This window comes from Thermoleptolyngbya oregonensis NK1-22 (assembly GCF_032705245.1).
Lineage (GTDB): Bacteria > Cyanobacteriota > Cyanobacteriia > Elainellales > Elainellaceae > Thermoleptolyngbya > Thermoleptolyngbya sichuanensis.
The window spans coordinates 5,224,502-5,239,355 of record NZ_CP053540.1 but is presented as its reverse complement, the minus strand read 5'-3'; the positions used below and the strand labels follow the sequence as shown (position 1 = coordinate 5,239,355).

At 56.6% G+C, this 14,854-nt stretch carries 14 protein-coding genes; 7 read left to right on the top strand and 7 right to left on the bottom strand.

Annotation, left to right across the window (positions count from 1 at the left end; genetic code table 11):
• The first annotated feature begins 16 nt into the window (after positions 1-16).
• On the top strand, positions 17-1,120 hold the full coding sequence (locus HNI00_RS21785; RefSeq protein ID WP_172357800.1) for an AI-2E family transporter: 1,104 nt from the start codon (positions 17-19) through the stop codon (positions 1,118-1,120).
• Positions 1,121-1,205: 85 nt separating this feature from the next.
• On the opposite strand, the gene HNI00_RS21780 is transcribed toward HNI00_RS21785, so the two are convergent.
• Entirely contained in the window at positions 1,206-2,234 is a 1,029-nt protein-coding gene (locus HNI00_RS21780; protein ID WP_316789457.1) for a glycosyltransferase family 2 protein, read from the bottom strand.
• 413 nt (positions 2,235-2,647) lie between these two features.
• On the bottom strand, positions 2,648-4,708 hold the full coding sequence (uvrB, locus tag HNI00_RS21775) for an excinuclease ABC subunit UvrB (protein ID WP_316789455.1): 2,061 nt from the start codon (positions 4,706-4,708) through the stop codon (positions 2,648-2,650).
• Positions 4,709-4,954: 246 nt separating this feature from the next.
• Between uvrB and HNI00_RS21770 the strand changes: the two genes are divergently transcribed.
• The gene (locus tag HNI00_RS21770) at positions 4,955-5,494 is read left to right on the top strand and encodes a phycobiliprotein lyase (protein ID WP_316789453.1); all 540 of its coding nucleotides are present in this window, start codon (positions 4,955-4,957) and stop codon (positions 5,492-5,494) included.
• Between the two features lie 127 nt (positions 5,495-5,621).
• On the opposite strand, the gene HNI00_RS22275 is transcribed toward HNI00_RS21770, so the two are convergent.
• From HNI00_RS22275 to HNI00_RS21760, 3 genes are read right to left on the bottom strand one after another with little or no spacing between them, the layout of a single operon-like run.
• Positions 5,622-5,831, bottom strand: a complete 210-nt coding sequence (locus HNI00_RS22275) for a HepT-like ribonuclease domain-containing protein (protein WP_420156415.1) — start codon at positions 5,829-5,831, stop codon at positions 5,622-5,624.
• 12 nt (positions 5,832-5,843) lie between these two features.
• Positions 5,844-5,975, bottom strand: coding sequence for a hypothetical protein (locus HNI00_RS21765; protein ID WP_316789451.1), 132 nt, complete (start codon positions 5,973-5,975; stop codon positions 5,844-5,846).
• Positions 5,962-6,342 carry a nucleotidyltransferase family protein gene (locus tag HNI00_RS21760; protein ID WP_316789450.1) on the bottom strand — a complete coding sequence of 127 codons (381 nt, stop codon included), beginning with the start codon at positions 6,340-6,342 and terminating at the stop codon, positions 5,962-5,964. Before HNI00_RS21760 ends, HNI00_RS21765 begins: the two co-directional genes overlap by 14 nt.
• Before the next feature lie 266 nt (positions 6,343-6,608).
• On the opposite strand from HNI00_RS21760, the gene HNI00_RS21755 reads away from it, so the two are divergent.
• Together HNI00_RS21755 and HNI00_RS21750 are read left to right on the top strand one after the other, a co-directional pair.
• The gene (locus tag HNI00_RS21755) at positions 6,609-8,387 is read left to right on the top strand and encodes a S8 family peptidase (RefSeq protein WP_316789448.1); all 1,779 of its coding nucleotides are present in this window, start codon (positions 6,609-6,611) and stop codon (positions 8,385-8,387) included.
• Between the two features lie 300 nt (positions 8,388-8,687).
• Positions 8,688-9,593: a M48 family metalloprotease gene (locus tag HNI00_RS21750; protein WP_316789446.1), complete on the top strand. Its 906-nt coding sequence runs from the start codon at positions 8,688-8,690 to the stop codon at positions 9,591-9,593.
• Positions 9,594-9,723: 130 nt separating this feature from the next.
• Here HNI00_RS21750 and HNI00_RS21745 read toward each other — a convergent pair whose 3' ends face one another.
• Positions 9,724-11,025 (bottom strand): glycosyltransferase family 4 protein, encoded by a 1,302-nt coding sequence (locus HNI00_RS21745; protein ID WP_316789444.1) that lies wholly within the window; start codon positions 11,023-11,025, stop codon positions 9,724-9,726.
• Between the two features lie 466 nt (positions 11,026-11,491).
• Between HNI00_RS21745 and HNI00_RS21740 the strand changes: the two genes are divergently transcribed.
• From HNI00_RS21740 to HNI00_RS21730, 3 genes are all read left to right on the top strand, one after another.
• On the top strand, positions 11,492-12,817 hold the full coding sequence (locus tag HNI00_RS21740) for a bluetail domain-containing putative surface protein (RefSeq protein ID WP_316789442.1): 1,326 nt from the start codon (positions 11,492-11,494) through the stop codon (positions 12,815-12,817).
• A gap of 425 nt (positions 12,818-13,242) precedes the next feature.
• On the top strand, positions 13,243-13,515 hold the full coding sequence (locus HNI00_RS21735) for a hypothetical protein (RefSeq protein ID WP_316789440.1): 273 nt from the start codon (positions 13,243-13,245) through the stop codon (positions 13,513-13,515).
• 113 nt (positions 13,516-13,628) lie between these two features.
• Positions 13,629-13,850 (top strand): hypothetical protein, encoded by a 222-nt coding sequence (locus HNI00_RS21730; RefSeq protein ID WP_316789438.1) that lies wholly within the window; start codon positions 13,629-13,631, stop codon positions 13,848-13,850.
• A gap of 292 nt (positions 13,851-14,142) precedes the next feature.
• Here HNI00_RS21730 and HNI00_RS21725 read toward each other — a convergent pair whose 3' ends face one another.
• Positions 14,143-14,841 carry a GNAT family N-acetyltransferase gene (locus HNI00_RS21725; RefSeq protein WP_420156414.1) on the bottom strand — a complete coding sequence of 233 codons (699 nt, stop codon included), beginning with the start codon at positions 14,839-14,841 and terminating at the stop codon, positions 14,143-14,145.
• Between the last annotated feature and the right edge of the window lie 13 nt (positions 14,842-14,854).

Sequence of the window (14,854 nt, the reverse complement as noted above, 5' to 3'; positions counted from 1 at the left end):
TGCCACTGCGTCCCTCATGCTTGAGTCGTTGAGTCGATTACCCCGCATTTTTACGATTGGGCTGATTTTCCCCGTCGTGTTTCTCAACGCTTGGCTGTTGCTGCTGTTTGCCCAGTGGCTCCAGCCGCTAATCAGCACCCTGATTGCCGCAACGCTCGTTTCTTTCTTGCTGGACTATCCCATCCGCTTTTTGCAGCAGCGCGGTGTGCGGCGCAGCATTGCCGTCGGAGTGGTGTTTCTGCTGTTCCTGATCGTGCTGAGCGTGCTGCTGGTGTTTATCGTGCCGCTGATTTTGCGCCAGTCGAACGAGTTGCTCACCCGCCTGCCAGAATGGCTGAAGTCTGGCCAGCAGCAGTTGAAATCGCTGGAAGCCTGGGCCATTGAGCAGCAGATTCCGGTAGACCTAAGTACGACGCTGAATCAGCAGATCGAGCGGCTGACGGGCGTGCTGCGATCGCTCACCACGCAGGTCATCAGTCTGGTCTTTAGCGCCATTGGCAGTATTGTGAATATCTTCCTGACGGTGGTGTTCACGATTTTCCTGGTGCTGCGGGGCGAACAGCTTTGGGCGGGAATTTTGGGCTGGCTGCCGTCGCCCTGGGGCGATCGCATTCGGCAGTCGCTACCGCAAAACTTTGAGCGCTTCATTGTGGGACAGGCGACGCTAGCCACCATCATGGGCCTATCGCAAACGGCGGCAATGCTGATTTTGCGAATTCCCCTGGCAGAGCTATTTGGACTGGGCATCGGTGCGGCCAGCCTGATTCCCTTTGGCGGCAGCACGACGCTGGTGATCGTCAGTTCCCTGCTGGCGCTGCAAAACTTTTGGCTGGGTGTAAAAGTGCTGATCGTCGGCGCGGTGATTATCCAGATTTGCGAAAACCTGATCGGCCCGCGCATTGTGGGCGAGTTGACGGGGCTAAACCCAGTGTGGATGCTGATTTCGCTGGATATCGGGCTGAAGGTGGGCGGCGTGTTGGGGCTGCTGGTGGCAGTGCCGATTGCAGGCTTCATCAAGGCAACGGTGGACACGGTTCGCACCAATCGAGGCAACCTGCTAGAGGCGCTGCTGGCTAGCTCGGCTGCCTCAGAAAATCAGCCCGTGGATGTGGCGCAATAGCTAGCGCAGTTAGCACAATTCGCGAAATAGCCAGTGCAACAATTAGCGCAATGGCTATCTCGCGCAGTCGTTGCAGGTTGGAGGATTACGGCTCTGAACCGCCATGCGAGAAGGATTGGGGATGGGGCAAATCCTCGAAGCCACCTGCCTCGGCCAGGGTGTAGAGCGGGCGGCCGCGCACGTCTTCGTAGATGCGCCCGATGTATTCGCCGAGAATGCCAATGCAAATCAACTGCACCGCGCCCAGAAAAAAGACGGCGATCGCGATCGTGGCAAAGCCTGTCAGCCGTGAGTTGGGTTCAAACAAGCGCCAGTAGATCACCAGTCCCATCATCAGCAGGGCGATCGCCGCCGCCGCCATGCCCATGTAAGTCGAAAGCCGCAGGGGAATAATCGAAAACGACACCAGCCCGTTGATCGCCAGCGCCAGCGACTTGCGGAAGGTATACTTCACCTCGCCCGCAAACCGGGGGTCGCGGTCAAACAGCACCGCCGTCTGCCGAAAGCCCACCCAGGCGCGGAGTCCGCGAATGTAGCGGTTGCGCTCTGGCATCCGATTCAGCAGGTTCACCACTGCGCGATCCATCAGGCAAAAGTCGCCCGTGTCCGTGGGAATATCCACATCCGCCAGCTTCCGCAAAATGCGATAAAAGCCGTAGGCCAGCCCGCGCTTGAGCAGACCTTCCTGTTTGCGGCGAGTCCGCTGGGCGTAGACCACCTGATAGCCTTCCTGCCACCGTTCCACCAGTTGCAAAATTAGCTCCGGCGGGTCTTGCAAGTCGGCATCCATCGTCACCACCGCCTTGCCCCGTGCAAAGTGCAGTCCTGCCGTCACCGCTGTCTGATGCCCAAAGTTTCGCGCAAAGCTGAGGTAGCGTACGCGGGGGTCTTGCTGATGCAGGTCGCGCAGCATGGATAGTGTGCGATCGCCGCTGCCGTCATCAATTAAAATTAGCTCTGCGTCTCCATCCAGCGATTCCATAACCCGGCTGACGCGGCGATATAGCTCTGGAATATTCGCCTCTTCGTTGTACACAGGCACCACGATGGAATATTTGGGGAAATCGCTGCCTCGAGAACCCCCGGATTGTGACGACCTCGACTGTCCGATCATGGGCGTGACGTGGGTGTGAGGTGGGTGTGAATAGAGTGGCGAATCGGGTTGCGAATGGGTCTACGAACCATTTTGGAATCTAGATCTCACCGTCAACTGACAAGCCGAAGAGACGACTCTCAAGCAATTGTGATAAGGCTTTTGTGAGGCGGCTTTGAACGGGCGCATCCCAGTTCTGCAAGTTTGCCCTCATCCCCCAGCCCCTTCTCCCAGAGCAGGAGAAGAGGAGCCGGATTGGAAGTCCCTCTCCCGCTTTGGCAGAGGGCTGTAGGGTGAGGATTACAAAAGTGGGATACCCCCGCTTTGAACCAGGTTTGGTCGTTTATTTGGACATTGTTTATCTGGACATTGTTTATCTGGACATTGTTTATCTGGACATTAAAATTGAACCTTACACTGATTACACTTGAGGACTAACGACGGCCCGTGAGGCGATCGCGCAATTGCTTGATCTTGTCGCGCATTTTAGCAGCCTCTTCAAACTCTAGCTTCTTAGCAGCTTCCTTCATTTCGGCTTCCAGCTTCACGATCAGGTCGGGGATATTTTCCAGGGGCAGATCCTCCGACTGGTCGATCATTTCCTCCAGTTCGTGGGCGCTGACTCGGCGCGACACTTCCAGAAATTGCAGAATCGCATTGTTCTGGCGACGCACGATCGGCTGCGGCGTAATGCCGTGTTTCTCGTTGTATTCCATCTGGATCTGGCGGCGGCGCTCGGTTTCCTCGATGGCTCGGGCCATGCTGTCGGTGAGGTTGTCGGCGTAGAGAATGGCCTGCCCCCGGACGTGCCGCGCTGCCCGGCCAATGGTCTGAATGAGCGATCGCTCTGCCCGCAAAAACCCTTCCTTATCTGCGTCCAAAATCGCCACCAGCGACACTTCTGGCAAGTCCAATCCCTCCCGCAGCAGGTTCACGCCGATTAGCACATCGAACGCCCCCTGACGCAAATCTTGCAGGATCTCGATCCGCTCGATGGAATTGATCTCGGAATGCAAATAGCGCACCCGAATACCGCGCTCTTGCAAATACTCAGTCAGGTCTTCGGCCATGCGTTTGGTCAGCGTAGTGACCAGCGTGCGCTCGCCTTTTTCCACGCGATCGCGCACCTCGCCCAGCAGGTCGTCAATCTGCCCCTCCGTCGGCCGCACAAAAATTTCTGGATCAAGCACCCCCGTCGGGCGAATTACCTGCTCCACCACCCGCCCGGTTCCGCGAAGGTAAACACTCGATGCATCTTTGCCTTCGCCCGTTGTTTCAAATACCCCATCCGACACCTGCAACTCCCAGTCGCCCGGTGTGGCTGATACGAAAATGCACTGATTCACTTTTTGCCAGAATTCTTCGTCCTTGAGGGGGCGGTTGTCGGCAGCGCTGGGCAGACGAAACCCGTGTTCGATCAGGACGGTTTTGCGAGCGCGATCGCCGTTATACATGCCCTTTAACTGCGGCAGCGTAACGTGCGATTCGTCAATCACCAGCAGCCAGTCCTTGGGGAAATAGTCCAGCAAACACTCCGGCGGCGATCCGGCCGGGCGACCTGCCAAGTGTCGCGCATAGTTTTCCACGCCGTTGCAATAGCCCACTTCCCGCAGCATTTCCAAGTCGTAGCGGGTGCGCTGCTCTAGCCGCTGGGCTTCCAATAACTTATTTTCGCTTTCCAATTCCGCCAGCCGTTCCTTGAGTTCATCCTGAATGGCGATGCAGGCCGCCTCTAGCCGATCCTCCGGCGTAACAAAGTGTTTGGCAGGGTAAATGTTCACCGATTCCATGCTTTGCAGCGTCGCGCCCGTGATTGGATCGATATAGCGAATGGCATCGATTTCGTCCCCAAAAAACTCAATCCGAATGATGCGATCTTCATAGGCCGGGCCAATCTCCAAGACATCGCCTTTGACCCGGAACCGGCCCCGCCCCACGTCCAAGTCATTGCGCTCATATTGCACGGTGGAGAGATCGCGCAAGATCTGCCGCTGATCCGTCTCCATGCCCACGGCAAAGCGAACCGATGCGTTCAAATACTCTGCCGGAATTCCCAATCCGTAAATGCAGCTAATGGAGGCCACTACGATCACGTCTTTGCGCTCAAACAGCGATCGCGTTGCAGAATGGCGCAGCATGTCGATTTCTTCGTTAATCGACGCGGTTTTGGCAATGTAAGTATCCGTCACCGGAATGTAGGCTTCCGGCTGGTAATAGTCGTAATAGCTGATGAAATATTCCACTGCGTTGTCAGGGAAAAACTCGCGCAGCTCATTGCACAACTGCGCCGCCAGCGTTTTGTTGTGGGCCAGCACCAGCGTCGGCTTGCCCACGTTCTGAATCACACGAGCGATGCTGTGGGTTTTGCCCGTGCCCGTTGCGCCCAGCAGGGTTTGGTAGCGGTGTCCCTGCTGCACGTAGTCGGTGAGTTGGGCGATCGCCCTCGGTTGGTCGCCCTTTGGCTCAAACGGTGCCTGAATGTTGAACGATGACATACCCGTTGTTAAATTGCTGAGAACAAGCGGCCTTCTTACATCATGCCGGATTTGCCCCTTTTCGGGGTTAGATGGGAACAATATCTCTGGGCGATCGCTGAGAATAATTACCCATCCAGGGGGCCCTAAAAGCTTGGCTCCTGGGTTATATTAAAAAGAATTACAGAAACGCAGGCACGAATTGACAAAAGTGCAGGTTTCCCCCTTTACTCTATTAACCTTAGTTGCGAGTGTGAGGACAGTTCGGTGACGTTTCAGCCTTCTTTGACCACGACCGCAGGCGATTCCCAAATTGCCGAATTCTTTCAGCAGTCTGCCGGTGAATGGCGCTCTGAGCGGCGCTACTACACCTTGCCCGACGGTGAAACCAAGGAAATGGTCAGCCAGATTCAAGTCCGCTTTTTGGCCCAGGGCTGCGACGAACTGCGCCACCTCGCCCGCCTGCACGAACTTGAAGATGACACCTGCCTCACCTGCGGCACGGAGGTCGTCTGGAATAGTGCCGAAGCGCTATCAGGACGCACCCAGTCCAGAGGCTCTACCCTCTTCGGCGCAATGGGAAATCTACTGTACCGCGATCGCGGCTTTGCCACCACCAAGCCCGTCACCGCGCTCTACTACTTCACCAATCCCCAAACCCTCTGCCTCCGCACCGAATACAAAGGCTCCTCCTTCGAGGAGGAAATCAAGCTCATCGGGCAACTCTACCGCACCCGCCAGACCATCATTACCCGCGAAGGCGAACAGCAGATGATCGGGCAATACCTGGAAAAGCGAATTGTTTAAGTAACGCTTCCCTGTCAAATGTGCAATGCGTTACGGCGATCGCCCAGCGCACTATACCGTCTCTAAAACAGTCTCTAAGCTGACCAAAACCGTCAGCAAAGATGGGAAGCTGGTCTTCGTTAGAAACTTAGAGCCGAATTCCTTCCTGTCTAAAAACAGCTTCGAGTTGTGAGACTAAGACAGGGATATCCTGATTAATCGTTTGCCAAACTACTTCCATGTCAATGTCAAAGTAGGCATGAACAATACGATTTCTCATGCCAATTATTTTCCTCCACTCGATTTGCGGATATTGATCCTGCTTTTCCTGAGAAACATTTGCAGCGGCCTCGCCAATAATCTCAGTTAATCACACAATCGCCAAAGATAAGATTTCATCTGAGGCGATCGCACTTTGAGTTTTGCCTGACGAAAACTCCAGTAGTTTTTGAGCAGACTCCATCATGTGCCGAAGGCGCGTCGAGTCGTCAAGCTTGGTCATGGCTTTTGTCAGTGGCGTGTTCGTATTGGACAACCCCTTCATCGAGGACTTCCTGACGAAAATAGCGGCTTAGTTCTTTGGGAGTTCTCAGGTCAGCTTTCTTCCCGATAAGGTCAGACAGTTGATCTTCCATATCAACAAGCTGGAAGAAGCCTGGAGTCGCATTTGGCAAAAATTCCACTAGGAAATCGACATCGCTGCGATCTGGCTCAAAGTCGTCGCGCAGGATGGAGCCAAATAGCGAGAGTTTGCGAATGCGGTGCTTCTGGCAAAAATCTGCAAGCTTGGCGCGATCGAGCGTGATGTGCGTCAGGTTTGCTGCGAGGGCTGGAGCAATACGATCCGGCAACAAAGGAGAAGATGTCATAGGGCGAGATCTGGTGACAGTGGGGAGCGTGGAGAAATCGTCTGGGTGCTGGACTCACTTCTCATTTTCGCTGAGTTTTGTGCTTCGATGATGGCACCTCCGGCTTGCAATGGCTGCTAATCCTGAACCCCAGACTTGAAGCAATTTAGAGCGAATTAAAGCGAATTAAAGCGAAAGTTTCTCAGTTGCGTTTCTTAACTCCGCCCTCCAACTCCGCTAGCGCCTGAGCTATCGTTGGGAAGAAACACTTCCTGGGAGTCGGAGCGATGGGACGGCTGTGGTGGATTGGGCTGTTTTTGGCGGGACTGATCTTGGCGCTGGGTCATGTGCCGGGGCTGGGCAGTCGGGGCGAGTATGAGTCGATTGTGCTGGACTTTCGGGATGACCTGACGGCGGCAGAAGTGGAGCAGCAGCTAGGGGCGATCGCCCAGCAGTTCAGCATCACGCCCCGTCTCAACAGCGCTTTTTCCAAAGCCGAGCAGGTCTACATTCTGCCGGGTGATAAACAGACGCTGCGGGCGTTGCGCCGCTCCGACCTGCGCCGCTATACAGAATCCATCGACCCCAACTATATCTATCGCACGCTGGACGTGCCCAATGACCCCGACTATCCCAAGCAGTGGAATCTCCAGACCCTTCAGATGGAATCTGCCTGGAACGAGAGCAAGGGCGCGGGCACGACCATTGCCGTCATCGACACGGGCATCGCGCCTGTGCCCGATTTGCAGCAGACCAAGTTTGTCCCCGGCTACGACTTTGTAAACGACCGGGAAGAGGCGATCGACGACAACGGCCACGGCACCCACGTCGCCGGGACAATTGCCCAATCCACAAACAACAATCTCGGCGTGGCGGGCATTGCCTACAAAGCCAGCCTGATGCCGCTGAAGGTGCTGGGCGCGGAGGGCGGCGGTACAGTAACGGACATTGCTGAGGCGATTCGCTTTGCTGCCGACCACGGGGCGGACGTAATTAACCTCAGCCTGGGTGGGGGCGGCGACGCGGGTGTGATGCGGGATGCCATCGACTATGCCCACGGCAAAGGCGTGGTGATTGTGGCTGCGGCAGGCAACGCCAACACCAACGCCGCCGGATTTCCTGCCCGCTATGGCAACGTGATTGCCGTGTCGGCCGTGGATGCCACGGGAGCCAAAGCGCCCTATTCCAACTTCGGCGCGGGCGTGGACATTGCCGCACCGGGCGGCGCGTTTGAGGGCGAAAACGACGCAGGCGGCATTTTGCAGCAAACCATCGATCCGGAGACGGGCGAACCCGTATTTCGTGCCTTCCAGGGCACCAGCATGGCCGCGCCCCACGTTGCCGCCGTTGCTGCGCTGGTGAAATCCGTAGGCATTACGGAACCGGAGGCGATCGCCCAAATCCTCAAATCCTCCGCTCGCCAGGTTACGGAAGACCCGCTCAACCACTTCGGCGCAGGCCGGCTGGATGCCAACGCTGCGGTGCGTCTGGCCCAGCAGGAAAATCTGGACGTGAAAGACTTCCTGCGCTGGCTGCGCGACAATGGCTATCTCAACCTGCGCTTCTGGTTTGATGGCGGCGCGGTGGCGCTGTTGCCCAAGCTGGGCATGGTGCTGGGGTCATACCTGCTGGCGTGGCTGCTGCGGCGCTATGTGCCCGTGCTGAGCCTGTCGCTGGGGCTGGGCCTGGTTGCAGGCAGCAGCGGCTTTTTCCCGTTCCGGGGTTTCTATATCTACGACCTGCCGCAATATCCCTTCCGGCTTTTGGGTAGCTCGATTCCTGAACTGGGCGGCGCAATATCCGGCAGCGCAGCACTGAACCCGCTCTTCGCCAGCGTGCTGATTCCGTTTGGGCTGGTGGCGCTGCTGCTGGGCCATGCCTGGGGCAAGTGGGTGGCCATCGGCGCAACGCTGGGTGTGGCCGCCTGTTTGGGCATTAGCGCGGTGGTCGATCCGCAGGTGATGGGATTGGGCGCAGGGGCGATCGCCCGTGGATACTTGGCGTTAAACGCGCTGCTCTGTGTGGGTCTGGCAACTCTGGCGGCCAAGGCGGCTGCCCGCGCCTAGTTCCCCACCTCTCTCTTTAGAATCCCTCTAGGACTTACGCAGGGGGACGATTTCTCGCGGATGCAGCCCGCGAGAAATCGTCTAAAACCCAGAAAGCTTATTGCCAGTGCGTAAGTCCTGTCCCTCTTTGGAAAGGGATGGCGGCGACTGCCGACTGTTAATTTTCTTTCCTCAGATAGACCCTGCTAGGGCAAGCATCTGCGATGCTATAGACACTCGAAGTCAACCTGTCGATTGACTGGGTTTGCACTGTAGATTTACACGGATTTACATAGGTTTACACGGATTTACAAGGGTTCTATGGCTGGGATCAATCAGTTCAAAACGCTGGCGCTGCTGGCCTTGCTCAGCGGCTTGATTGTGCTGGCGGGCTATTTGCTGGTGGGCGATGAAACGGGTCTGTATTACGGGTTGGCATTTGCGGCACTGAGCAGCTTCGGCTCCTGGTACTATTCCGACCAGGCGGCACTGGCGGCGTTTCAGGCCAAGCCCACGCCGCGAGAAGAGGCTCCAGCGCTATACGACCGCATTGAAAAACTGTGCGATCGCGCTGGGCTTCCCATGCCTGCGGTGTACATCGTGCCGTCAGAGTCGCCCAATGCCTTCGCCACCGGCCGCGACCCCAATCACGCGGCGATCGCCCTCACCGAAGGCCTCATCAAGCTGCTGCCGCCAGACGAGCTGGATGCTGTTATCGCCCATGAACTCACCCACGTCCGCAACCGCGATACGCTGACGCAGGCTGTGGCGGGAACCCTGGCCGGATCGCTCACCTACCTGGGGCGCATCCTGACGCTGGGCGCACTCTATTTCCCGGTGTCGCGGGCGGGGCGACGCGGCAACAATCCCCTGGCAATCTTGTTTTTGCTGGTGGTGGGGCCGATGGCGGCGGGGCTGATCCAGATGGCGATTTCTCGCACGCGGGAGTTTGCCGCCGATGCCGGAGCCGCCGAGATCACGGGCGATCCCCTGGCGTTGGTTCGCGCTCTGGAGGCCCTAGAAGCGACAGGACAGAAGGTTCCCATCCACGGCAATCCCGCCTTTGCGCCGCTATTCATCGTGAATCCTTTATCGCGGGAAGGGCTGATGACGCTGTTCATGACGCACCCGCCTGTTGAAGAACGGATTAAGCGGCTAAAGGAAATGGCCGCACAAGCCGCGAATTCAGAGACGAATCCGCCAACCGCGCTGAGTCCGTCGGTGTAGGAAGAGGGAAGAGAAAAGAACGAAGAACGAAGAACGAAGAACGAAGAGGGAAGGGTGACGGGCGCTCCAAAATCACCAATCCAAGCTCTAGAATCGACATAAGCCCAGCCTCTGGGATCGTTGATGCTGCTCAGATCAGCGCTTTCGCAGGCGAGAACACCTGACGTTCTGCCAGCACTTCGTGATAGAGCGCCACAATCTGTTCTGCCTTGTGTTCCCACTCAAACTGGCGGGCATGGGCGATCGCCCCTTGCGACAAGTGCGATCGCAGCGCCTCGTCTTCCACTAGCCGTTGAATTTTTTCTGCCAGCGTAGACACCAGATGCTCGCGGGAATGCAGCGGAAGGGTAAAGCCCGTGTTGGGGGTCATGTATTCGGCGATGCCGCCATTGTCGGCAACAATGCAGGGCAGTCCCGCCGCCATCGCCTCCAGCACCACCGCTCCGCCAAATTCCCGAATCGACGGAAAGCAGAAGATGTCCGCCTGACTGTAGTAGCGATGTGTTTCTGAATGAGGAACCCAGCCTGCGAATTCTACAATGTCTTGCAGGTCAAGCCGCTGCGTTAGCGCTTCTAAATATTCCCGCTCGGCCCCATCACCCACAATGGTTAGCCGAGTTTTCGATAATGCAAGGGGCTTAATCTGTGCCAGCGCTTCTAGCAAAATATCTGCGCCTTTGTAGGGCACCAAACGACCGACGAATAGCAGGTTGATGCGATCGCCCCTCTCTTGTTTTGCACCCCGCCTAAAGAACTCTGTCGGAATTCCATTTTCGTAAAACAATCGGAGGCGATCGCCCAATTGAAACCGCTTTTGCAGCATCCCAAAGGTATAGGATGACCCGGCTAAAACGCGATCGGCTTTTTGATAGGTTGCTCGATATCCTGGCAGCAGCAGACCCAGCCCCCGCAGAAAGTTAAAGTACGAAAATTCCCGGCGGGCGATCGCGCCGAACCCTTTGGGAAAAGGAACGCCGCCATTCACCGGGCCCAGAATAAATGGCGTTTGTCCGCAAGCCTGCGCCAGCTTCACTGGGTAGCGCGGCATCATCGGCGTGATGGCGTGAACCAGGTCATATTTTCCCCGCCGGACATCGGTGTGAAACAGCCGATAAACTCGATGATTAAACTCCTCGTATAGCAAGTAAGCCAGCGCGTTATGCAGCGGCCAATTCACCCGACCGTTGATCACGGTCAGACGATCAACCAGGTGATAATATCGGCGCATCAAGCGGCTTTCGGAAATGTAAAAAATCTTCTGATCTGGCGCAACTCGCTCCAGCGCATCTCGGTTGCGTTCGTGGGTGATTAATGTCGCATCAACTCGGTCACAAATTGTCCTGAAATATTGATACCCCACGCTGGGCACAGACGGTAGATCCGGATTGCACTGCTCAATCAACAACAGAACTCGAAGCCGATCCGCTGACATACATTGCTCCCTGATCTGGTGGTCTTTGGGTTGATTGCTGAATAGTCATTTGCCCGCTGAATCTTTTTGAAATATTCCTGCGAGTCGCTGCCGAACCGTTTCTAGAGTTATTTAAGAGGGAAGCGCACGGTTGGCATAGTAGTGTGCAGAACGTTTTGTAGCCGTCTGTAACCATCTGAAACTCGGCTTGACGGGAGGGCGATCGCCCCAAAACTGGCTCCAAAATTGGGGCAGATGGGCGATCGCTCTTTCCGCTCTGTGCCTCCAATTCATCTCTACTTTATGAGGCTTCATTAAATCTTTACGAAAAAGCTGCCGAGACAGACCGGGAAATCCCTGAGAATCTAGCCAGAGAAAAGTCTTTAGAAGACTTTACATTGACCCAAGGGTCGATAGTTTTGGGTGGATGCTTTTCTGAGCCGACAGGCAGAAAAGCCATCTTGTTGCAAACTTTTCAAACACCATCATGACGCTGCTCAAACTCACCGCCGCCCAGCCCAACCAGGGTTCTCTCGTGCTGTTTCCCCAAACCATCAGCACGGGCACAGGCTTTTCCGTTAGCTTTGACCTCTACGCCTATGGCGGCAGCGGCGGCGACGGCATCAGCTTCTTTCTGGTGGATGGCAACGCCACGCCGACCCAGGCCGGCGGGTTTGGCGGCTCCTTGGGCTACGCGCCGCGAAACGCCGAGCCGGGTCTGGTCGGTGGTTACTTGGGCATTGGGTTCGATGCGGTGGGCAATTTCTCGATTGCCTCCGAAGGGCGCGTGGGGGGACGGCGACCGCCGCTGCAAGATTCGGTCGGGGTGCGCGGCAGTGAGGCAAATAACTATCGCTACCTCACGGGCAGTCGGACGCTGCCCATCAGCCTAGACAATCCGGGGGGGAATCGCGCCCAGGCGCGGCGGGCTGTGCAGATTGAACTGTCGCCGGCCGGGCTGCTGTCGGTGTTTGTCGATCTGAACGGCGATCGCGACTTTAACGATCCTGGCGAAGTGGTGGTTGATCGATTCAACGTGGTGCAGGCGGGCAATGGCCCCGTCCCCGCGACGTTCAAAATTGGCTTTGCGGCGGCGACGGGGGCGCTGACCAACAACCACGAAATCGACAACCTTACGATTCTTTCGTTTAATAAGCGGCCGCTGCCGGGGTTTTCGGTCGGCGGCGCAAACATCATCGGGGGCGATCGCAACGACGTGCTGACGGGTGGCCGGGGCAACGACACCATCGACGGGCGCGGCGGCAACGACACCCTGCGCGGCGAGGCGGGCAACGATACGCTGCTGGGCGGCCCAGGGCGGGACGTGCTGATCGGCGGCCCCGGAGCCGACGTGCTGACGGGCGATGCGGGAGCCGATCGCTTTGTGTTTTCGGGGCGCAACCGCACCCAGGCACTCCGAACTTCGCTGCTGCGGGCCCCCGACCAGATAACCGACTTTAACCCCACTGAGGGCGATCGCATTCAGCTTGATTTTGACAATCGGCTGAAAACGCGGGAATTGCCCAGAGCCTTGTTTAACGTCGGCATCATCAACCAACCGGGCATCACCACGCTGGCCCAGGCCGTCAGCGCCGCCTATGCCGACACGCGCCCCAGCCAGCCCGGAAATCAGCGGCTTGGGGCAAACCAGGCGCTATTCTTCGAGTTTCAGGGTCAGACCTACCTCTCGGTCAACGACAACAGAGCCGCCTTTCGCCCGAACAACGACCTGCTGGTAGAGGTGACGGGCATTCAGTTTCGTCCAGGGGATGAGCAGCCGGGGGTTCTGTCTGTCAGAAACTATTTTGCATAACGCTGCGTAGTTTCTAGATAGATAGTCGCGAGTGTATCCCACTTTTGTAACCCTCACCCTAAATCCCTCTCCCAAAGCGGGAGAGGGACTTCCAATCCGGCTCCCCTTCTCCCTGTTTGGGAGAAGGGGCTGGGGGATGAGGGCAAACTTGCAGAACTGGGATGCGCCTGATAGTCACGAGATAAATAGTCAGGGCTGTATCAATTCTCGATCTTGGATTTGCGATTTGGATTGCCCGTCGAGCGTCTTCGGGGCTTCCGGCAGCTTCATTCGTAGTGCCACTTGGGGCATGGAGATGAGGCAGCAGCGTAAAGTGATCTGTTCTATGCGTAATTCAATCCATTTTTAGTGAAGCCCTATAGGGCGGATCAAGCATCCCCAAACCCGAAGACTTTCCCCCAAATTCCACAGGAGCAACGTGCCATATGTCTAACCCGTTCTGCCAAGATGGGCGCGATGAAACGCCCGCTCCCAGCGACCCAACTGAGGCGGCCTGCATGGCGATCGCCTGCCTGCTGCACGAATGGCTGCAAGAGGACATCATCGATGCCCAGGAATTTATCAGTGCGGTGGGACATCTGCCCGTCAGTCTGGCGGTGTTATTTCCTCCACATTTATTTGATGCAGAGCTGTTTGATGCAGAGCTGTTTGATGCAGAGCCGCTAGAGTCCGACGATCCACCCTTCGATAGACCCTAGAAGCCCTCCCTTTTACAGAAGCAAAGGCCCAGAAATTTGGTGACAATCCCCTTACGCTGATCGACATCAGCCCTATTGCCTAAACCTTTGCTTCATGAATTGGGAGGGTTCCTGTGTTTAATCTGGTCGAAGCGACGGTCAAGCCCTTGATGCTCAATCACCAGGTTTTGGAAGTGGCCTATGAGCTATATCTGCAAGCGGCGGAAAGCAGCCATCCGGTGATTAATCTGCGTGAGCTTTCTCGAAAGACGGGCAAGAGCGCCCTGACATGTCGCAACGCGATTGTGGAAGCTAATCAATTAGGGCGATTCCCCAACTGCGCGCTGGAATCTTGAGGTCTGATTGGCCAGACGTGGGGGACAGCACATCGGGTGTATCCCACTTTTGTAACCCTCACCCTAAATCCCCTCCCAAAGCGGGAGAGGGACTTCCAATCCGGCTCCCCTTCTCCCAAAACGGGAGAAGGGGCTGGGGGATGAGGGTGAACTTGCATAACTGGAATGCGCCCGATAGTTACAGCACATCCCTCTCTTGCTTGGATTGGCAAGACTCATAGATTAGCAACTCTTTAGACACGCAACTCTAGACGCACAACTCTAGACGCACAACTTTTCAGAGTGGCAGACTTTATAGCGCTCGGTAAAGCATAATCGCATCAACGCTTGTGCCGTCGGGTAGCCGAGCGGCTTGGGGAACGCGACCAAGGGTGGAAAAGCCGAGCGATCGCCACAGGTTGAGCGATGGCTCGTTGGTGGCAAAGACCAGGTTGAACATGACGGCGGTGTAGCCCTTGGTGGGGGCGATCGCCAGCATGGTTTCTGCCATCCAGCGGCCAATTCCCTGACCTCGCATGGCAGGTTGTACAATGAAGCCAGCATTGCAGATATGACTGCACCAGCCGGGAAAGTTGGGCTTTAGGTAAAAAGCTCCCAAGACTTCCCCAAGCGCAGGCGTAGTAGGCGATGCGCGGTTTGGTGAAGTATCGGTTGAGGTCTTGTCTAACGATAGATTCTGTGGCAACGGGTCTTTGAGCGACATTCCTTGCGATATCGCTTCGACTAACATCTCTTTGGGTGACGTATCCTGAGATGCAGGCGGCGGTGCATCCCCCACAGCCCGCACCACAAACGCATCCTGGCTCAGCCAATAGGCCGCAAACTCTGACGGAGAGAGCGGCTGAGCATGGGGATAGGTTAATCCTTCCGTTCCTGATGACGTTACAAAATAGTTCAGCAGCGCCCGCACGGCTTCGGTTTCTTCTAGACGCAGGGTATCCAGTTCGGCGATCGCCCCATTGGGCAAGGTTTTCCGAATCGGCAGCGCCAGGGGTAGGGGCGAA